The sequence below is a fragment of the bacterium genome (assembly GCA_041649255.1).
GTDB lineage: Bacteria > Hydrothermota > UBA3073 > JACQXS01 > JAQTXJ01 > JAQTXJ01.
Genome location: JBAZNK010000012.1, coordinates 44676 through 65722, shown reverse-complemented (window position 1 = coordinate 65722; position 21047 = coordinate 44676). Strand labels below are relative to the sequence as shown.

The window sequence follows — 21047 nt, the reverse complement described above, 5'->3', positions numbered from 1 at the left end:
ATAATTATACCTTTGTCAATTCTTCCTCTATTAACTGATGCCGATAAAGTTTCCAATACAAATTTTGTTTGTCTAAAAGTTCACTATGCGTACCCGTTTCCACAATTTTTCCCTTATCCAATACGTAAACAATATCGCATATACTTAAAGTGCTGAGCCTGTGAGACACGATAATTAATGTCATATCCTTCGTATGCGTAAATAACTCTTTAATTAATCGCTGTTCGGTTTCCACGTCAAGGCTTGAAGTAGCATCATCCAGTATAAGGATTTTCGGCCTTCCTATTAACGCGCGGGCAATTGCAACCCTTTGCTTCTCGCCACCGGAAAGCTTTAAGCCCCATTCTCCTATCTTTTCTTCCAGTCCTTTCGGAAATTCTTTGAACCCCAATTGCGCAATTTCTGCCATCCGCTCAACGGATTCCTTTGACTCTACTTCCCTTCCCAGAACAATATTATTATAAATCGTATCGGAGAAAAGATTCAATTCCTGCGGAACATACCCGAATAACGCTCGCAGTTTGTCAAGGTTAACTTCTCTAATATCTACACCGTTAATTTTGATTTTTCCTTCGCCCGGATTCATAATTCGCAATAACGTTTCTATAAGCGTGCTCTTCCCCGACCCCACCGTTCCGGCAATTCCTATTTTTGAGCCGGGTGTGATTTTCATATTTATACCCTGCAAAACATCCACAGCTTTTTCGCCCTCTTTATATGAAAAGCTTACGTTAGATAAAGTTATATCTTTCCAATTGAAAATCTCCGAATTTTCGGCAACGGGTCTTTCATCCGTTTTATGTTCACATATTTCGCGGATTCGTTTTGCTCCTCCTTGAGCTCTTTTCCCAAGAACAAAGAAATCACCGATATCAATTACCGGGCCGATAAGCATCAAAATATAACTATTAAATGCAACAAATTCTCCTAAGGTCAATGCGTGTTTTATAACTAATATTCCGCCAACCCATAAAACGATAAGGGTGCCAAACTCGGAAAGCCCGCTATAAAAAATGCCTATTTTTGCCTCCACTTTAACCACAGAAATCGCCTGAATTATTCGTTCATCCAAAATTTGTCGCAGTCTCTTTACGCTCTGTTCTTCCGTAGTATAGGATTTTATAAGTTTTATCCCGGAAAATGACGCCGACAAATGATTATGAGTCTCGGAGATTTTTTCCCTCCATTTGAGATATCGTTTATATATCGTAGAGCCAAATTTCAACCAGACAAAAATTATACTCGCCACCGGCACAAATGAAACCATAGTCAAAAAAGGATTAATCTTAATCAAAATTATTAACGCTGCAACGATTATAAAAATCGCTTCCACAGGCCGGAAAATACCCGAACATGCAAACCACGATAAATCGGTTAAATCCTGGTCAACTCTCGCGATAACGTCGCCGGGGGGGAAACGCTGCGTAGCATTATGGTCACGCACAAGCAATCGTTTAAAAATATTATTTCGCGTACGCCATGCAAATAATTCGTTAGTCAGCCCACGGCAAAACGGTAGGCACATAGAAACTGCCGATCTCAAAGCCCCCAAACCTAAAAGAAGTAATGCGTATTTAAGTATTTTCCCGGGCGCAAGATGGGCAGTGATCCCATCAATCAGAAGCTTTAAAATATAAGGAAAAGACAGTGAAATTCCTGTTCCTAATGCAGTAAAAAGAATCAGGAAAATAAATCTACCTTTTCTTTGCTTCCAAAAATCTATAATAAATTGTATATTAAACATTTTTTGAACCACTCCCTGCCCCCGAAAGATACTGAAGTTTATGTAGTTTATAATAATATCCTTTTTGTCTTAAAAGTTCGATATGCGTTCCCTGCTCAAGAATTGTGCCGGAATGAATAACGATAATTTTGTCCACTTTACGGGTCGTTATCAACCTGTGCGCAATAATAATTGCCGTTTTGTCTTTCAAAAGTTCTTTTAATCCTTCCTGTATTAATCTTTCCGTATGCGGGTCAATGGAAGAAGTTGCTTCGTCAAGAATCAGAATTTCAGGCGAAAATACCAGCGCTCTGGCAAAAGATAAAAGCTGACGCTCCCCAATGGAAAGGTTTATCCCGCGCTCAAGCAAGTCGGTCTCATAACCTTGCGGGAAATTAAGTATTATATTATGGATTTGCACTTTTTGAGTCGCAGATATAACTTGTTCCATAGTAATTTTTTCGTTGAATAATCTCAGGTTATCAAATACCGACCCCGGGAAAAGCACGACATCCTGGGGCACAAACCCAATCCGGTGACGCAAAACACGGGTATCAATTTCCTCCAGTTTCCTGTTCTGAAGTAAAATCTCCCCTGATTGCGGGATATAAAACTTCAACAATAAACTGATAATCGAAGTCTTTCCTCCACCGGTTTCGCCTACAAATGCAATCTTTTCACCCTTCTTAATACTCAAAGATATGTCTTTCAAAACCCAATCCCTGCCTTCATACGCAAAATTTACTTTCTTGAATTCAATAATCGGAGATTCTAACTCCGGAGACGGAAGAAAGAAAGACTTTTGAACTTCGGGTTCCGGAGGAACATCCATAATTGCAAAGATTCTTTCTGACGAAGCAAACGCCCTCTGAATAACATTTAATTGTTCTGACAAACCTCTTACGGGCATAAAAAGTCTTGAAATATAATTTATAAAAAGAACAAGCGTTCCGATGGTAATCCATCCTTTTAATGCCCAGAGTCCTCCTATGCTTAGAACGATTACAAGTCCCAAAACTTCACCAAGGTCAACGGAAAACCAGAGTCTAGACCATAGTTTACTTGTCTCATATTCTCGCTTATATTTTTCGGAACTTAATTTATCCATCCTCGTTGCGAAATATCCCTGGCGATTAAATATTTGCACTACAACCAAATCCTGAAGTGTTTCTTTAATAAAATTGTTTATTTCGCTTACTACCTTACGGGTCTGACGATAAACGGGTCTTATTTTTTTCTGGAAACGTTGGAACATATAAAATAAAAACGGCAATAAAATAAAAATCGCTAAATATAGTTTAACGTTAATTATTATCATTACGACTGACATTCCCACAAGCATAACTAAATCCTGAGTAAGCGTAACCGTGCTGCTGGTAAACAAACTTTTCAGAACCTCAGTATCGGATTCAACGCGACTTAAAAGTTTACCTGCGGGATTTTTATCAAAAAACGACATTGGCAGTTTCAGAATATATTTATAGAGATTCTCCTTTAATAACATCACCGTTTTTTCACCAACTGCCGCAAGCGAAATACGCATAAAATATCCGATAACGACAATCATAACCTGCAGGATGAGATAAATTAAGGACGTGCGAACCAACCCCGGAATATTACTTGTTTTGATATCCACATCAATTGCCTGCCTTAGCAAAAGAGGCCCGAGCAGCGTTAAAACGCTCGAGAATAGCAACAGTAAAGTAGCCGTAATAATCTGGATGCGGTACTTAGCAAAATATGGCAGAAGTCCGCCAAGTAGCTTTTTAAGCGACCCCTGGTTCTTTACTTCGTCCTCTTCCGAGGAAAATATGTTTTCGTCGTCCCACATAGTTTTAATCCCTTATTGCTTCTGTTTTTTCTTTTCTGCTATTTTCTACCATTCACACTTTCTGTACTTTTTGCTTTCTGTTTTCTCTGCTCTTTTCCTCTGTGCTCTCTATTTCTATTCTGTTCTCTGTTCTTTTTTTAACCCTCCGACTTTCCGTTCTCAGTGTCCGGAGTTTACCCCGTCCGCCTGAGGAGGAGCGGGGTGGTTAATCTTTTTGTTTACCATTAGCATTTTGGCAAAAAAAAAGCCACCCTGCACTCCTGAAGAGTGCCGGATGGCTAATAGAAATCAATTAACGTCTATTTACCCATATACACTCTCCCTCACAGGAAGTTTATATTTTCTCATAGTTTATTTTTCCATTTCTTTTTACAAAATATTTATTAGGGTGTTACATTATTCATTCTCAATATTTTGTCAAGAAAATAATTTATAAACACTTGTTTTTTTCGTGCTTTAGTGTCTTTGTGGCAAAGGAGTTCTTTCTGTCTTTTGTTTTATTATCTTATAACCGTAATCTTCTTTGTCGCTTTGAATGTGCCGGCATCCAGTCTCACAAAATACACTCCTGTTTTTAATTCTTTTGCATTCAGACTAATACTATAACTTCCCGCCTCTTTTTCCCCATCAACTAATGTCTTTACGCATCGCCCCGTTAAATCGTAAATCGTTAATCGTGTATTCGTTAATCGAGATCTGAAATTCGCAGGTATCTTATAACTTATAATTGTCGACCTAATAAATGGGTTTTGTCCTATTTTCAAATCTGCACTCCGCAACCCAAAATCCGAATTCGATGTTTCTTCCACTCCAATGAACGGGGAAAGTTTTCCCCACACTCGAATTGTATTATATGGCGCCGGTGTCCAGCCCGAATATGTAGTAAGTAATTGAGCGCCCGGTCCTTTTGTTAATGTTGGAAAAAGTTGGTAGCCTGTTTGGTTGGTTACCAGAAAACGATTAACTACCTTTCCGGACGTGTCCATCGAGCATCCATATATATCAGAATTATTCATTCCGTTTCTGAAATCTTCCCACACGATAACAAAATTAGTCCCGTCAAAACATGCAGAGCAATATCTCTCATCCCATGAATTGCCAGTGATAAAAATCGGGGTTGTATCTAACACCACTCCTCCGGAAGTTACCCGAATTCCATAAATATCGGAATTTTCACCCATCCCGGTAATATCAAGCATTCCTAATATAAGATAGTTTTTGCCATCAAAAGCCAGAGAATAAGGAGAAAGGGAAGGAGAGACAAAAATCTTATTTAAGACCGTTCCTGTCGTATCTATTATTGATGCACAAACTCCATATTCATAATAAGAAGAATCTTCTAATACTCCGGCATAAGAAACAAAATAATTAGTCCCATCGAACCCAATAGAAGCATATTGCCCATAATTATCAATAGTTATTCCCTGCGGGTCCAATACGGTTCCCGAAGGAGTAATTCTTGCACCCCTAAGTCTGGGAATTGAGTCGCTATACCATACCGCAAAATAGTTGTTCCCGCCAAACGCAACCGAGGGCATTGCTTTCCAACCCGGCAAAGTCGAAATCGGGAATTCTCCCAAAGTATTTCCTGCCGGACTCACCCGGACACCGTAAATATCACTATTATCTTCTCCGTTTCTATCATCGCTCCATACTGTCAAATAATTTGTCCCGTCAAAAGCTACGGCCGGTTTTGCAAAAGGATAATAATAATCCGTTGTTGTAGACGAAATAAGAATTCCTGTAGGGTCTAAAACATTACCCGAAGAATCCAATCTTGTGGCATAAACACTTCCATTGTTCCGCGAATCATAATACACCGATAAATAATTTGTCCCGCCAAAAGCCGTAGAGGAAAGCCATTGAGAATATGCCGCGGTTGAGACAATAATTCCCGAAGTATCCAAAGCTTTACCCGAAGTGTCTATACGGGTACCACAAACATCATATTCATAGTTGATTTCATTTTCCCACACCAAAAAATAATTTGCATCTCCAAAAGCAATGGAGGAAGGACTTCCCCATTTGGTTGCGTTTGGAGGTGACAATATGATTCCCTGGGTATCAAGAACGACGCCGGATTTATTTATTCTTGTGCCGTAAACCTCGCCATTACCACGGCTATCGCCCCATACTACGAGATAATTCGTGCCGTCAAAAGCAATGGAAGAAAAAAACTGGTCGTCTATTGTAGTTGAAATAGGAATTGCCGAAGTATCTAAAATTACACCTGACTTGTTTACCCTTGAACCATAAATATTATAGTTATAGGCTTTCAAGTCCGTCCATGTTACAAGATAATTTATCCCGTCAAAAGCTACGGAAGGAGCAACTGCATCATATATTTTGCTTGAAATTTGGATTCCTGAAGTATTTAAGACGGTTCCTGTTTTGCTTATTCTTGTCCCATAAATTACAGGCGTATCATTCTGGTTGCTTCGCCATACCAGAAAATAATTTGTTCCGTCAAATGCTCCGGAAATACCCGATTTATTTCCTGATACGTTTGATATTGGAATTCCTCCCGGGTTAAGGATTGTTCCATCCGGACTAACTCGTGTACCCAAAATGTGATACCCGTAACTTCCCCAAAATTCCATCCATGTTACAAAATAATCATCGCTTCCCCAGATTACGCATGGCGTATCTTCTGCATAACCTGAAGTTGAAATAGCTATGCCTGTCGGATCAAGCACTGTCCCGGATTTAGAAACACGAGTCCCATAAATATCCTTGTAATAAGAGTCATTGCGTTCATCTATCCAAACTACGAGATAATTTGTGCCATCAAAAGCTATGGAAGGATAGGCTTGTCCGCCTCCTGCAGTCGAAATGGGAAATCCTGCCGGATCTAAAACCGTCCCGTCCTGGCTTATCCGTGTTCCCCATATATCGGAAGAATCGGGGTCCGAACGGTATTCTTCCCAGACTACGAGATAATTTGTGCCGTCAAAAGCAATGGAATTCGATCGTGTAAGCACTTGGTCGAAAAAAGCGGGCCCATACGCAACATTAGTATCAAGTAAAAATTCACCCGTAGAAGGCAAAACAAAATTACAAGCAGAAAAATCCTGTCCCGGGTTTTTATATATTTTATATGTTGTCTTTTTTTCATTTAAAGGGTGTCCCAAAGTCCATATGTTTTCGCGGGGTTGTCTCATATATCCCGGATGCTTATCAATAATATTTCTCGGGATTTCTATCCCTCTTTGTATCCCGAAAGGTGTTGTTTTCCCCATCGAGATAATAATGGTTATAATTAAAAAACTTATCATATTTAATCCTCCTCCTTTTTTTTATCTTATAACCATTATCTTCGTTATTTCATCAAAATCAATTTCTTTGTCATAGTTATTATATTAGATTCTTCTCCGCCTGAGGCGGATCCAGAATGACAAACTGCATCCAGTCTCACAAAATATATTCCCGTTTTCAATTCTTTTGCATTCAGTTTAATACTATAACTCCCCGCCTCTTTTTCCCCATCAACTAATGTTTTCACTGTTCTCCCTGAAATATCGTAAACCGTTAATTCCACTTTACCTTTAGCAGGTATGGAGTAACTGATAACAGTTGATTGAAAAAACGGATTCCGTCTTATTTTCAAATCCGCATTCCGCAATCCAAAATCCGAAATTGATGGTTCTTCTACCCCTGTCGTATTATATACCGCAAGACCTCCATAGCCATCCGTGCCAATCCAAATTTTGCTTCCTTCTATCGCAAGAGCATAAACATCGTCATCCGGCAACCCGGAATTTAATTTATTGAATACCATCCAGTTCGTCCCGTCAAACTTTGCGAGACCACCGTTATCAGTGCCAATCCATTTATTATTTCCTTGTATCGCAATAACATTGACTTCATCATTAGGCAAGCCTGAATTTGAAGTATCATACACCGTCCAATTAGCACCGTCAAACTTTGTAAGCCCTGTACAATTGGCTCCTATCCAGACATTATTTCCTTCTATGCCAAGAGCACCTACATAATTAAACGGCAATCCTGAATTTGAGGTGTCATACACTGTCCAATTCGTTCCGTCAAACTTTGCAAGTCCACCACCCTCAGTGCCGATCCATTTATCGCCGGTCGTTCCCTGTATTGCAATAATATAAACGGTATCGCAAGGCAACCCGGAATTCAATTTATTATATACAGTCCAATTCGTCCCGTTAAATTTCGCAATACCACCGCCGTAAGTTCCAATCCATACATTGTTCCCTTCTATCTCAATAGTAGTGACAAAGTTATCCGTTAAAACGGAATTAGAGGTGTCGTAAACTGTCCAGTTTGTCGCGTCAAATTTAGCAAGACCACCGTAAGTGCCAATCCATTTATTATTTCCCTCTATCCCAAGAGCCCAGACATAGTTAGAAGGCAACCCGGAATTTGCGTGATTGAATGCCGTCCAGTTCGTTCCATCAAACTTCGCAAGTCCACCACCATTAGTACCAATCCATTTATTATTTCCTTCTACTGCAATAGCCCTGATAAAATTATCCGGCAAGCCGGAATTTAAAGTGTTGAACGGAGTCCAGGTAGTCCCGTCAAACTTTGCAAGCCCGTTAGCGGTGCCAACCCATTTTACGCCAGTCGTCCCGTCTATCCCAATAGAATAAACCTCATCGTCAGGCAAACCCGAATTGCCCATATGATAAAGGGTCCAATTCGTACCGTCAAACTTCACAAGACCATTTTCATAAGTACCTATCCAGATAGTACTTCCCTCTATCCCAAGAGTATAAATACGGTTATCAGGCAAGTCGGAATTTGATTCGTTATACACCGTCCAGTTCGTCCCGTTAAACTTTGCAAGACCTCCTCCATAAGTGCCAATCCATTTATCGCTTCCATCTATCTTGATAGAAAAAACAATGTTATGAGGCAAACCGGAATTTGAGGTGTTGAAGGTAGTCCAGGTGGTGCCGTCAAACTTCAAAAGTCCACCATCGGTACCAATCCAAATATTACTTCCTTCTATCGCAAGAGTCCTGGCTTCGTAACCGGAAAACACTGTCCAGCTTGTCCCGTCAAACTTCAAAAGATCATCCTCAGTTCCAACCCATATATTACTTCCTTGTATCCCAAGGGCATAAACGCTATCGCAAAGCAAAACTGAATTTGAGGTGTTATAAAGAGTCCAGTTAGTTCCGTCAAACTTTGCAAGACCTCCATAATAAGTACCTATCCAGACATTGCTTCCTTCTATCGCAAGTGCGCGAATAGTGTTATCCGGCAGCCCCGAATTTGCGTGATTATAAAATATCATATCCCCGGTAGTTTCGTTCATTTTTATGAGTCCACCACCACAGGTGCCAATCCATAATTCATTCCCGTTATCGGCAACAGCCGTGATATATTGTCCGCCGTAAGTGTAATTAGCCCATCCTGCATGCTGTCCATAAATATTACACGTAATCACACTAAAACCAAAAATCGCAAAAAAAATATTCTTTCTCATCTTTCCTCCTCCGGTTTTTCCCCTTTCTTGCTGTATACTTTCTACTGCCTACTTCTTTCAACTTCTCTCCCTTTATGTATGTTAACTCACAACATATTTATCGCGAAAATGACAAAAGTCAAGGACAAAATAACCTTCAAACTATTTATCAGGACGGTTGAAAATTTTTCCATTCTCTGTTTGTTTTTAATTCTGTAGCTTTCTATTTTCTGCGAAAATCCTTATCTGTCTTTCGTGTCTTTCTATATTTCTTTTCTATTTTCGTGGTTATTTGTTTTCTGTTACAATAAATTACTATCAACCTCTACTAATTACAATTCTTACTGTCTGTTTTTCGTGTTTTAGTGTTTAGTTGGACTTTAGTTATGACGAAAGCAGAGCTTTAGTCCAACTTATCCAGCTCAGCTGGACTTTAGTAGCAGATTAGTTATTTTTTTAAAAAACTATTGACAAAAATATAATATGGATACATAAACATTATACTATGTGGTGGATACTAAGCGCTCTTATCTGTGCAGAAGCTCCTAACTTCAGCATACCCTCTATTGAGGGCAAAACTGTCGTATTGGACTCCCTTGTGCAAAACGGATACGTCGTTATGGATTTCTGGGGCACATGGTGCAAACCGTGTATAAAAAGTCTTGATACTTTTAATAAGCTACAAGATGAGTTCAAAAACGTAACTTTTCTCAGTATAAATCAAAATCCTGCTTATAGCCGGAACGAAGTGAAAACAGTAGTAAAACTCCATAAATGGAAGTTTTTAACTCTTTGTGATGAAAATAAAAAAGTCGCGGAAGCTTTGCAGATCAAAGCAATCCCACACGCTTTCATAATCGGCCCCGGCAGGAAAATAGTTTATGACCACGTAGGATATAAAAAAGGAGACGAACAATTAATCCGCAAGAAATTAATAGAATTGTTAAAGTCCTGTCCTATGGATAGTACCGTTACTCCAGTATCTTCGGAAACAAAATAACACCGTGAACTTTCTTTTAATTCTCAGTCTTTTTACCCAAACCCCTGAAGTAAGCAGTAAATTTTCAAACGACCTGAGTGTTTGGGGTTGGAAAAAAGAAACCGTAGATACCACAACCAAAATTGACACTGCTTCAATAGAAAATACTCTCTCTCTCAGCGCGCAGTGGAATTATTTTAATGGATTCTTTGAAACATTGTATCTGGACAGAAAAATCTACGTAAAAAAACGTATCTCTTTTGAAGCTCCAAGTGTCTCTTTCCTGCTTGGTGATTTTTATCAAACTTACGGCAATGGACTTATGCTTGGTATGACAGCCATTGAATCCAAAGGTTTTGAACGAAGAATTAACGGTGCAATGGCATCTACAAAACTTGGATGCGTTACCGTTTCGGAAATATATGGAACCCCATGGATAATAGATAGAGCTAACCAGAAATATGGCATAACGAACGATACATTAGATAAATTAGGTGGAGTAAATCTATCCGTTCCAATCTCAAAAATTCAAACTATTTTTAATATTCGGGGAATAGGACTAATAAAATCATTATGGGCAGGTGGTCCTCAAAGTTATATGACTTTAATCGGAGGAGAAGTAAAATTAAATACCAGCTGGTGTGAATTCAATGCAGAAGGGTTGAGAAAAACAAATTCGGATACACTTGATACTTTAGGCTACGGGGGACACTTAAATACAAAAATCTATTTAGGCTCTTGTATTGTGGGAATGCAAGGTTTGTACTATGAACAACTTAACACTTATAAATATGCTTCTTTGCCCACTCTAAATAAAAACGAGTATTCAATAAACGAAGGCAAAGACGAATGGGGATATAAATTCAGCTTACAAAAAGCTTTTGATGAACTTATTGCTAATGCTTACTTTTCAAATACCCTTACCCGATTGGAAAAAGCCCCTATAACCGACAAAAGGAGAGGTCTGCTTGAAGGCTCTGCAGATGTAGAATTTAAAGATATAAACGCTTCTTTCAGGATGGCTGACTTTGATTCGGCAATTGATATTCACTATAAAAATAAACAAGAAATAGAAGGCGAGCTTATCGGGGAAATTAAAATGTTTAAAGCAGAGGTCTCCTTATTAAAGGTAACCGGAACTTCATTGGAAAACTCAACGGTAGATTTTTATGACACAGGATTCGGATTAGATTTCTTTATAAACGAACAATTTGCTCTTTACTCAACTTATACTGTACGTTCTAAAGAAGCACCCGAGGAATTAAAATCCCCGGGAAAACTATGGTACGGTATAGGATTAAAAATCAACGTCGTGGATAAAGTCCTCGGCGAAATATGGTATGGCAACGAAAAAGGCGGGCTTGTCTGCTCCGGGGGAAGTTGTAGATGGGTAGAACCTTATGAAGGCTTGAAAGCAAAAATAAGCATCAACTTCTAATCTCTCTCTGTTCTTTTTTACCCTCTAACTTTTTTATAATCCTGTTAATCCTGTCTAAATTTTTTGTTCTCTGTGCCCTCTGTTCTCTATTTCTCCTCCCCGCGGAAATCCTCATCTGTTGATCCTATTTTTTCTTTCCTTTTATTTTCCTGTTTACTTGGAGTTTGTCCCATCAGGGACATTACTCCAAGTTACCCAACTTTGCTGGGAAATCTGCGATGATCTGCGTCCAAAATTCTTTCTGCTTTTTATCTCTTCAAGTCTCTTTCAATCCCTGTTAAATTCTTTTTGCTATTCGTTTTTCGTGCTCTTTCATACTTTCATACTTTCGTGGTTCTCTGTTTTTCTGTTGCTGTTTTACCCCGTTAACACTTTCCCCATTTAAAATCCGGATGTCGTTTCTCGAACTCAGCCGCAGATTTTTTCGTTACTTTATGCCAGGGCACTCCAAGTTTTGCGCCGACAATCCCCGCCAGGGCACACCTGCACAAAGTAGGGTCGACTTTTTTCAGTAACTCGTCAAACACTTCGTACGGGTCTCTTGATAGAAACTCATCCGTCGTATTAATGCCTATCTTATGTAACTTCTCCATTGTCGTTTTCCCGATATTGGGTAAAGATGTTAATGATTTTAATTCCTTTTTCATAACTTATCTCCTTGTTTTCTGCGATAATCTTTCTTTTTATAATCTAAATATGGCATACCTGCGTACCCAAAATTCTGTTGTCTGTTTTTCGTGTTTTTTCTTTGTGTTTTAGTGTTTTCGTGGCTAATCTTTCCGTTCTCTGTTTATCACTAACTCAACTAACTATACTGACTCAACTAACTTAACTCCATTTTCTCTGCCCCGCAGGTTATTTAGGAAAAAGGCCTCAACCGTTTTTGGATTTTCTTAATGCCTTCATTAAACTAACTGCGCCTATTATTCCTATTATCGCACCGATAACCGACAACATCCCCGAAATGTCATACTTCCAGTTCCAGTGTGAAGAAGGTTGTATCGCACCCGTCGTCCTAAGAAAATTAAACTGAAACGCCAACGCGCACCCGACAATAATTAAAACTGCACTTCTCTTTTTCATTTCCCCTCCATTTTAAATTGCCCGTCTTTACCACAAGTCGTTATTAGGATATTAGTATATTCGTTATTCGGAGATTTTCCTATTCACTATTTTTCGAATAACTAATAACGATTTTTCCGTCTTAAACTTTCTTGTTCTTCACCAGTTCCGCAAACTTCTCAAACGAACGGTTATACGTTCGTTCTTCGGCTTCAGGGAAAAAACACGCAGGCAGTTCCCTCATCCCGAGATGATACTGTAAACAATCACAGCAAGTTCCTTTTCTGGAACATCCACCGTATGAACAATTACAGCTTTTTACATTTCTACTTTGTTTACATTCCATAATCACTCCTTTACGACTTTGATAGATAAAATTCTATCCATCCTGAAAGTTCTTCTCTGTTCTCTCAAGAAACAATGGGCAACAAGATACGTATAATCCTTGTGCGGGGCAATTTCTATTGGTTTTATCGTCCGAACGGTATGTTTTCCCTCTTCCGACATATACCTGATTCTTAGCTTTCTGTCCCATTTTATCGCTTCTTCAACTTCCGGCGGCAATATTAATTCCCCATAAGTCGGAAACGTTACCGTTCCTCCGTTAAATTCCAGAAGCTGGTACAACGTATCCAGATTATATTTTCTTTTAAACTCTTTTAAAAATATATAAAAAATCTTCCGTGTCAATATTGCGTCTTCCATTGCCCTGTGGGAATGCACGGCATTTATGCCAAAATGCGAAGCAATATTACTCAAACTATTTGAAGGAAATTGAAAATACGTTCTTGCCAACGTTAACGTATCAATAACTATGTTTTTGGGGAACTTCATTCTTAACCCGTTCAATTGCGACCCGATAAAATTCAAATCAAAAGGTGCATTATGCGCTACAATTACGGAATTTTCTATGAACTTAAAAAACTTATCCGTGACTTCACTGAAAGCAGGCGCGTATTTAACCATATCGGAAGTGATATGGTTAACCATAAAAGCTCCGATAGAAATTGGAACATACGGATTTATAAGCGTATGGTAGGAATCGGAAGTTCTATTGCTGACGACTTTGAGTAATCCGATTTCGCATATCCTGTCGCCGTAATGTGGATGAAGCCCTGTAGTCTCAACATCGAGGAAAACGAACGGAACTTTATTTAACGGTAAGTCTTCGCTTAATCGCATCCCACAATATATCCGTTACGGGACGATATGTTACGGTATCCCGTAACTGCAACAATCCGGTCTATTTTTTTCTTTTCTTTTTCTTTTTTTCGTTACCACCGGAAAAAGAGCGCCATTTCTGTATGAAATCTTCCAGCCGTTCACTTACCAGCCAGTTTATAGTTCCCTTTTCATAACTGCCGGTTTTTTCCAGGTCACCTGCTTTAATCCCGGTTAATACTTCAACCCCTTCGTCAATACTCTTTATTGCATATATATGGAATTTACCCTGTTTTACTGCTTTAACAACCTCATCCAGCAACATAAGGTCTTTAACGTTCTGGTGCGGAATCATAACTCCCTGTTTCCCCGTGAAACCTCTGATTTTACATATCCCGTAAAAACCTTCTACCTTTTCAGTTACCCCGCCGATTGCCTGTATTTCGCCTTTTTGATTTACGGAACCCGTGACCGCGATATCCTGTCTTAGCGGTAATCCCGAGAGAGCCGAAATAAGCGCATATAATTCCGTAGAAGAAGCGGAATCTCCCTCTACCCCGCCGTATGACTGTTCAAAACAAAGACTGGCGCTTAAAATCAACGGTTTATCCTGGGCGTATTTTCCTCTCAGATAACCGGAAAGTATTAATACTCCTTTGTTATGAATTTTCCCGCTTAATTCTGCTTCCCGTTCTATGTTGATTATTCCCGCATCCCCGACTCCCACTTTTGCGGTAATTCTGGCGGGTTTTCCGAACGCATAATCTCCCGCATCGTATACCGACAAGCCATTAACCTGTCCGATTACGCTGCCGGAGATATCAATCATAATCGTACCGTCGGCCAACATTTCTTCTATTTTTTCTTCAATTAGTCGGCTGCGTTCAAACTTTTGATATACCGCTTTCTTAACATAATCTTCTGTAATTAAAGTTTTATTATCCCTTTTTGTCCAGTAATTGGCTTCGCAAAGTAAATCCGCTATATGATGAAACTGGGTAGAAAGTTTATCCTGTTTCCTCGCAAGACGCATACCGTATTCTATTATTTGCAGACAGGCAGCCCTGTCAAAATTAAGCAATTGTTCTTTCTCTACTATTTTCTTTATAAAATTGGCATATTCTTTTATTGTATCCTTTCTTACTTCCATACTCGAGTCAAAATCCGCACGTATTTTGAATATCTTTTTGAAATCTTCGTCGTATTCGTATAACAAATTATATAAATGGAAAGGTCCTACCATAACTACTTTTACGTCAATATCCACTGCTTCAGGTTTTAATCCGGAAACAGAAAACATATAAGAAGGATTATAATTCTGGACATCCAATTTACGATTTCTAAGTATTCGTTTTAAGTTTGTCCATACACCAGGCTCTATAAGAGTATCCATAGCATCTATTATCAGAAACCCGCCTTCTGCTTTCAAAATAGATCCCGCTTTCACGTCCATAAAATCCGCGCCCCATTCCCCGTAAGCATTTAATCTTGATTCTATGCCTCCAAATAAGTTACGGTAAGTCGGCGAAGTCTCAAAAATAACGGGTGCGCATTTTTTCCCGTAATTGTCGACAACCAAGTTAACATAGTATCTGCGGAACGTATCTTCTTCTTCTGATTTTTTCTGTTCTAAAAACTTTCCGATGTTATCTATGATATCTACTTTTATATCATCAAGATATTTGTTTAATTTTTCGTTCTTATGCTGGGCTTTTATTTCTTCTATCCTATGCTCTATAATAGGCAAAACATGTTCCAGTTCTAATTGTCTCATTCTGTCTTCAAGTGAAATTTCAATTTTTCTTATGGATTTTAGAGTCGCTTCCAATCTCCCGTTCAATCGTGTATAATCTTCTTCTATCTTTTTTATTTTATCCTTTTTACCTTCAAGCTTAAGTTTCTGGACGTCTGCCGGTTTTCCATCTATTAAAGGGACAAGACTTGGCCTTACATATTGGCCTGTCTGGACCTGCATTATCGTAAATCCTGCGCTTTCAGCTTCTTTTTCAAAAATTTCGCCGACTTCTTTTTCTTTCTTTTTGTATTCTTCTATTATTTCTTTTTTCTTTTTATCATATTCTTTACTCTCAAATACTGCAGGTATAGACTTTACGAGATACTGTATCAACCCATGCATCTCTTTTTTAAAAACTCTTCCTTCTCCTGCAGAAAAACTAATAAGGATGGGCTCGTCAGGATTCTTAAAATTATTTACGTAGCATTTATCTTTAGATATATTTTTTGTTCTCGGAGATTCTTTTATAAGTCTTTTAACCGTAGTTTTTCTTCCTGTTCCTATTTCACCGGTCACGAATATATTATAGCCGGAACTGTCTATATCCAAACCAACTCTCAACGCGTTTATTGCTCGAGTTTGTCCGATTATTTCAGGTCTCAATTTGATTTCAGCAGTGGTTTTGAAATCAAGAAACGATTCGTCACATATATATTTCAATTTACTTATAGGTAATTCTTCTTTTCGAATTGCTTTCTTTAACTTATACGCCATGTTCTTCCTCCTAATTAATATTCAATTAAACAATAATTAAAAAAGACATTACTCTATTACTAATTAAATGTCAATCCTTTTTACTTTTATCAAGGTTCAAAATATAAAAATATTATGGGGTCAACCTACCTGACGCAGACAGGAAAGATATTTAATTGCTCAACCGCAAACAACTACAAATTAGAATACTCTTGCCGTTTCAATAGGCTTACCGGGTTCAAACTTCAACACCATCAAGCTTCTTCTCGGGTCTTTATTTTCGGTAAAACTTATAATTCCGGTAGCGCCCGTAAGACCTATTTTGCCGATGTTTTCCTTAAATGCCTTTCTGGAACATTCTTTTGCCGTGACAAAAGTTTTTTCAACTATTCTCGTGGCATCAAATCCTAATGCCGAGAATGTCTGCGGTTCGTTTCCGTACTTATCCCAGAAACTATGCAAGAAATCCTGGACTTCTGCTAAACCATAATTGTAGAAGAAATGAGTTGAATAATAAATTGCGCCCTTTTTGTTCCCGACTAACTTCTGTAATTCCGGGGAATCCAGTCCATCTCCGCCCATAAAGGGCTGTTCTAATCCCATATTTCTTGCTTTCTTTATAAGAATTCCTGCATTGTTGTAGAACAACGGCACTACTATAAAATCCGGTTTCTGTTCTTTTACGACTTTAAGTGGGGCTTCAAAAGCCGTATCTCCCGGGGTAATCGTTGTTTTAAGGAGTATTTTCCCGCCCAATTTCGTAAATTCAGCTTCAAAACTTTCAGTCAATCCGATTGAATAAGGATCCCCTGCATCAAATATTATGCATGCGGTAGCAAATCTTAAATCCTCTTTTGCAAAAGTTGCAAGCGCTATTCCCTGCGCCATATCGGTGCAGGATATTCTCCACACCCATTGTCTATCTCTTGTAGCTTCAACGCCGGTAGCTGAAGGTGTTAAAACCGGTAACCCGACTTTATCCGCATACTCCGCAATGTTTATTACGTTTGTTGTCGTCAAAGGCCCTATTACTGCAACTACTCCGGCTTTATCTAACTTCTCAATCGCCACTTCTGCTGCATCGGGATCACCTTTATCGTCTTCCACTAACAATTCAACCTGACTGGAATTTATACCGCCTTTTTTGTTAATACCTTCTATTGCAAGCTGTATTCCCTTGAGACACATATCTCCGTATGAAGATATTGAACCTGAAAGCGGAACGATAACTCCTATTTTTATTGGTTTTTTAGCACACCCAAAAACAAATACTCCTAATACTGCTACTGCCACGAGACATACTCTTTTCATCTTCTCTCCTCCCTACTTTTTTATACTTTTTATAATTTCTATTACTTTCAAAAATGGATATCTTCGGATGATAGATACTACAAGCCTACCACATAAAGTTTTACAAACTCCATTAGTTAACACAGTTTTATTTATTCTAATACTCTTCTATAATAAACAACTATTCCCTTTAGTCAACTAATTTTTATATATACCGCTATTTTTACCCTACAACTTTTTGTATAATCATGCCTCGGGCAGATTAATCCTATCTGAATTTTCTATATTCTGTTCTCTGTTTTTCGTTTCTCTTATACTCTTATCAAGCCTTTGCTTGTCCGAAAGACAATTAGGGATTTCTTAGAAGCTCTCATCTTTTTATATTTAGAGCTTCTTGTCCAGCTTGCAGGGTATCCCGCAAAGCGGGGCTTTCAATCACTGTTGATAACTTGTTTTTCGTGTTTTAGTGGCAAGATCTGTTCACGCTTTTTTAAAAAATATTGACAAACTATTACTTCAAAAGTATTTTCTCCACATTATCTATTTATAACAGGAAGAGAATAAGAACTATTGAAGGAGGAAATGTAATTAAAATTGTTTATAGTATATATAAAACTTTTTAACAAGGGGGAAAGATGGCAAATTTAAGTATTCTGTTGATGTTGATAGGGCAAACATGGGCAAAAGCTTATGACGTATTTCATCTTGGGACATCTCACAACGATAGCGCTTACTCAATTGTTTACGATAATGTAGACGCTGCTTATATAACTGTCGGGCACACAACTCCGGGTATAATAGCAGCAAACGAAGTATTAGTCACAAAAGTAAAAGTCAGTGACGGCACTGTAATATGGACAAAAAACTATGCATTTTCTGGAGAATTCAGGAATATGGGACGCTCGATTATAGTTGACCACAGCGGAGACGGGTATTATGTTATCGCAGGCTACTGTAAACCCTCGCAAACAGGGAAAGTAAATCCTCTCATATTAAAAATAAAAGCAAACAACGGAGACCTGGTATGGGGAAATACTTATCCCACAACCTATGGCGTACAACATACGCTTCTTGATGCGTATGCATTTTCGATAGTAAAAGACGGCGGGGATTATTTAGTTGCCGGACATGTTGAGCCGGGACCTTGCGGAGGACTTTCCGACGCAATGGTATTGAGCGTAAATTCCATGACCGGTGTTATAAACTGGGCATGGGCTTACGGTAAAATTTTTATGGGAATGTTTCCATCAAGCGAATATGCATATTCCATTATTGAAGATTCTACCTCAACTCCCTGCAGTCTTTTTGTAGTTGCGGGAAAAAGATATCAACCAGAAGGACCAATATCCTCTATGCTTATATTCAAAGGCAAAAAATCGGACGGTTCCATTGACCCGGCAACAAAATTCATTTACGATTATATGGCAGCTCCCGTAGGACAGGGACGATACGACTGCGCATACAATGTAAAAAACAGCACTCCACCGGGATATATATTAACGGGAACCACGGATACAAACATCATCGTTTTAAAACTTGCTCCAAATTTACATCCGCTCTGGAACGGAAAATGCAGGACTTACCACATCGCCAACTCTTCCGAATCACGTTGTATTGAACCAACATCCGACGGGAATTACGTTTTCACGGGCGCAACGACTCCCGGAGTTACAGGAACGTATGACTTGCTTATTACTAAAATAACCCAGAACGGAGGAGTAATATGGGCCAATGCATTGGCCGGGTGCGGAACACATAATATGAATATGCCTGACTACGGCAAATATATCGTAGAAGGTCCCGCGGATATATATGCTGCCACAGGTTATACACAATGGCCAACAAACTGGACACCTACAAATACACTGATTACCAAAATTGATAAAAATGGCTTCATTACCTGCTCACAAGCAACGGATACTTGTTTCAAACCCGTTAACGTTGTTGTAGATTCTCCAACAGTTTCCATAGATAGTTCGTTTTTGGATTATGCGCTTGATTTGACTCCGTTACCTCTTATAGATACCAATATGACCGTTCGCGACACCGTGATTTGCTGGCATTCCATAGGAATTGAAGATAACGATTGCGCCTGCAGCAGGGCAATATACGAAATTTATAATATGCCAAATCCCTGCATATTCAAGACGACTATTCATTACAGTTTAAAATCGGACGGCAATGTAAAAGTGTCCGTATACGATTTAAGCGGAAGAACGGTAAAAGTTCTTTCCGACAATTGGGTTAAAAAGGGCAAACATAATATAATATGGGATGGCTTGAATGAAACAGGACAGAACGTTTCACCCGGAGTTTATTTGTATAAAATACAAACCGGGAAATACACCGAAACTCATAAACTGTTAAAAATAAAATAGACTTTCAGGGGCGAATCCGCTAAACGGATTCGCCCTGTTTGTTTTCTAAATAGATTCTTCTCCGCCTTAGGCGGATTCAGAATGACAAAATGCCGGGCAGATGAAAGTCCGCCTGAGGCAGATCGGGCAGAGAAGAGCATTTGCTTTCATTAATCGAAGTTTTAAGTAAAAATGAAAAACTTATTACATATTCACTGCGGAGGTTCATCTGCAGGAATGCTTAGAAAAAGCTCTCTAAAAGGTGACGTTATAGTTTGGTGTGATATTCTTTCAGACGGACCTACGCCATCCGGATTGTCCGATAAAGACTGGCTCGACATTCGCGCGAAACACATTTCTAAAACAACAGAACAAAAACTGCCGCTTAAAAAGGTTAGAGGATGGCTCTCAAAACAGGATAAATCTTTGGAAAGTTTTCGCAACTACAAAGAAGTCGTTTTATGGTTTGATGCCTGTTTGTTTGACCAGACAATCCTTATCCGTCAACTTGATTGGTTCTCAAAACAGAATAAAGGTAAAACAAAAATCAGTCTTATTTGTGTGGGCAAGTTTCCCGGGTTTAAAAAATTTGGAGGATTGGGACAGTTAGATTCTAAACAAATGGCTTCACTTTTTAAGACAAGACATCCCGTAACAAAAGAAGAATACGCTCTCGCTCAAAAAGCATGGTCTGCTTTTTGTTGGCCGACTCCGATAGCAATCCGGCAACTTATTGAAAAAGATACTTCTGCGCTGCCATTTCTTCGCGACGCTTTAATCCGTCATTTTGAGCAATTTCCGTCATTAAGAAATGGATTAAATAGACTTGAGAACAATGCGCTTGAAGCCGTCGCCAAAGGAAAGAATAAACTTTTCGACATTTTTATTTACGCATCACTAAAAGAAGAAAGGCCTTTCTGGGGGGATACTACTTTATGGGAATGTCTTCATAAATTGTCAAAAGCAAAACATCCTTTACTAAAAGTAACGGGCGGGGACTTGCCTTTATGGGATCCACCGAAAGATTTAAGGAAATGGAGAGTTTACATCACGGATACGGGAAAAGAAGTTTTAAGCGGGAAAAAAGACTTCGTAAAAATCAACGGCATTGACAAATGGCTCGGCGGTACCCACATCAATAAAAATAATATCTATAGATGGGACGAGAAAAATAAAAAACTAATTACTCCTACCACAAAGTCACACTAACCCCAGTCGTCCGCCTGAGGCGGAGATAAGTTGGAGTCCCGTTAGCAGGATAAACTCCGTAAAAAA

At 38.9% G+C, this 21047-nt stretch carries 14 protein-coding genes; 4 read left to right on the top strand and 10 right to left on the bottom strand.

Going from position 1 to position 21047, the window contains the following annotated elements; genetic code table 11:
• Positions 1-4: 4 nt before the first annotated feature.
• The 4 genes from WC614_09130 to WC614_09115 all read right to left on the bottom strand — a co-directional run bounded on the left by WC614_09130 (position 5) and on the right by WC614_09115 (position 9018).
• A complete protein-coding gene (locus WC614_09130) occupies positions 5-1744 on the bottom strand; it encodes an ABC transporter ATP-binding protein (GenBank protein ID MFA5033170.1) in 1740 nt (579 codons plus the stop codon).
• Entirely contained in the window at positions 1737-3554 is a 1818-nt protein-coding gene (locus WC614_09125; GenBank protein ID MFA5033169.1) for an ABC transporter ATP-binding protein, read from the bottom strand. The genes WC614_09130 and WC614_09125 overlap by 8 nt, the downstream gene beginning before the upstream one ends.
• 500 nt (positions 3555-4054) lie before the next feature.
• Positions 4055-6829, bottom strand: a complete 2775-nt coding sequence (locus WC614_09120; protein MFA5033168.1) for a T9SS type A sorting domain-containing protein — start codon at positions 6827-6829, stop codon at positions 4055-4057.
• 44 nt (positions 6830-6873) lie between these two features.
• Entirely contained in the window at positions 6874-9018 is a 2145-nt protein-coding gene (locus WC614_09115; protein MFA5033167.1) for a T9SS type A sorting domain-containing protein, read from the bottom strand.
• 484 nt (positions 9019-9502) lie between these two features.
• On the opposite strand from WC614_09115, the gene WC614_09110 reads away from it, so the two are divergent.
• Together WC614_09110 and WC614_09105 are read left to right on the top strand one after the other, a co-directional pair.
• The gene (locus tag WC614_09110; GenBank protein ID MFA5033166.1) at positions 9503-9997 is read left to right on the top strand and encodes a TlpA disulfide reductase family protein; all 495 of its coding nucleotides are present in this window, start codon (positions 9503-9505) and stop codon (positions 9995-9997) included.
• A gap of 4 nt (positions 9998-10001) precedes the next feature.
• On the top strand, positions 10002-11414 hold the full coding sequence (locus WC614_09105) for a DUF6029 family protein (protein MFA5033165.1): 1413 nt from the start codon (positions 10002-10004) through the stop codon (positions 11412-11414).
• A 365-nt stretch (positions 11415-11779) separates the two neighbouring features.
• Here WC614_09105 and WC614_09100 read toward each other — a convergent pair whose 3' ends face one another.
• From WC614_09100 to WC614_09075, 6 genes are all read right to left on the bottom strand, one after another.
• A complete protein-coding gene (locus tag WC614_09100) occupies positions 11780-12061 on the bottom strand; it encodes a helix-hairpin-helix domain-containing protein (protein MFA5033164.1) in 282 nt (93 codons plus the stop codon).
• A 226-nt stretch (positions 12062-12287) separates the two neighbouring features.
• Positions 12288-12497, bottom strand: coding sequence for a hypothetical protein (locus tag WC614_09095; protein ID MFA5033163.1), 210 nt, complete (start codon positions 12495-12497; stop codon positions 12288-12290).
• Between the two features lie 121 nt (positions 12498-12618).
• The gene (locus tag WC614_09090) at positions 12619-12822 is read right to left on the bottom strand and encodes a DUF6485 family protein (GenBank protein ID MFA5033162.1); all 204 of its coding nucleotides are present in this window, start codon (positions 12820-12822) and stop codon (positions 12619-12621) included.
• 2 nt (positions 12823-12824) lie between these two features.
• Positions 12825-13658, bottom strand: coding sequence for an exonuclease domain-containing protein (locus tag WC614_09085; GenBank protein ID MFA5033161.1), 834 nt, complete (start codon positions 13656-13658; stop codon positions 12825-12827).
• 61 nt (positions 13659-13719) lie between these two features.
• Positions 13720-16146, bottom strand: coding sequence for an ATP-binding protein (locus tag WC614_09080; protein ID MFA5033160.1), 2427 nt, complete (start codon positions 16144-16146; stop codon positions 13720-13722).
• A 180-nt stretch (positions 16147-16326) separates the two neighbouring features.
• A complete protein-coding gene (locus WC614_09075) occupies positions 16327-17436 on the bottom strand; it encodes an ABC transporter substrate-binding protein (protein ID MFA5033159.1) in 1110 nt (369 codons plus the stop codon).
• A 614-nt stretch (positions 17437-18050) separates the two neighbouring features.
• Here WC614_09075 and WC614_09070 point away from each other — a divergent pair.
• Both WC614_09070 and WC614_09065 read left to right on the top strand, forming a co-directional pair.
• Entirely contained in the window at positions 18051-19793 is a 1743-nt protein-coding gene (locus tag WC614_09070; protein MFA5033158.1) for a T9SS type A sorting domain-containing protein, read from the top strand.
• A 171-nt stretch (positions 19794-19964) separates the two neighbouring features.
• Positions 19965-20981, top strand: a complete 1017-nt coding sequence (locus tag WC614_09065) for a DUF1835 domain-containing protein (protein MFA5033157.1) — start codon at positions 19965-19967, stop codon at positions 20979-20981.
• The last annotated feature ends 66 nt before the right edge of the window (positions 20982-21047 follow it).

Bases quoted from the DNA above. Each gene is read 5' to 3' on its own strand.
- WC614_09100 (MFA5033164.1), bottom strand. From the start codon at position 12,061: ATGAAAAAGGAATTAAAATCATTAACATCTTTACCCAATATCGGGAAA.
- WC614_09080 (MFA5033160.1), bottom strand. From the start codon at position 16,146: ATGGCGTATAAGTTAAAGAAAGCAATTCGAAAAGAAGAATTACCTATA.
- WC614_09125 (MFA5033169.1), bottom strand. From the start codon at position 3,554: ATGTGGGACGACGAAAACATATTTTCCTCGGAAGAGGACGAAGTAAAG.
- WC614_09085 (MFA5033161.1), bottom strand. From the start codon at position 13,658: ATGCGATTAAGCGAAGACTTACCGTTAAATAAAGTTCCGTTCGTTTTC.
- WC614_09065 (MFA5033157.1), top strand. From the start codon at position 19,965: ATGAAAAACTTATTACATATTCACTGCGGAGGTTCATCTGCAGGAATG.
- WC614_09095 (MFA5033163.1), bottom strand. From the start codon at position 12,497: ATGAAAAAGAGAAGTGCAGTTTTAATTATTGTCGGGTGCGCGTTGGCG.
- WC614_09110 (MFA5033166.1), top strand. From the start codon at position 9,503: ATGTGGTGGATACTAAGCGCTCTTATCTGTGCAGAAGCTCCTAACTTC.
- WC614_09120 (MFA5033168.1), bottom strand. From the start codon at position 6,829: ATGATAAGTTTTTTAATTATAACCATTATTATCTCGATGGGGAAAACA.
- WC614_09115 (MFA5033167.1), bottom strand. From the start codon at position 9,018: ATGAGAAAGAATATTTTTTTTGCGATTTTTGGTTTTAGTGTGATTACG.
- WC614_09075 (MFA5033159.1), bottom strand. From the start codon at position 17,436: ATGAAAAGAGTATGTCTCGTGGCAGTAGCAGTATTAGGAGTATTTGTT.
- WC614_09090 (MFA5033162.1), bottom strand. From the start codon at position 12,822: ATGGAATGTAAACAAAGTAGAAATGTAAAAAGCTGTAATTGTTCATAC.
- WC614_09130 (MFA5033170.1), bottom strand. From the start codon at position 1,744: ATGTTTAATATACAATTTATTATAGATTTTTGGAAGCAAAGAAAAGGT.
- WC614_09070 (MFA5033158.1), top strand. From the start codon at position 18,051: ATGGCAAATTTAAGTATTCTGTTGATGTTGATAGGGCAAACATGGGCA.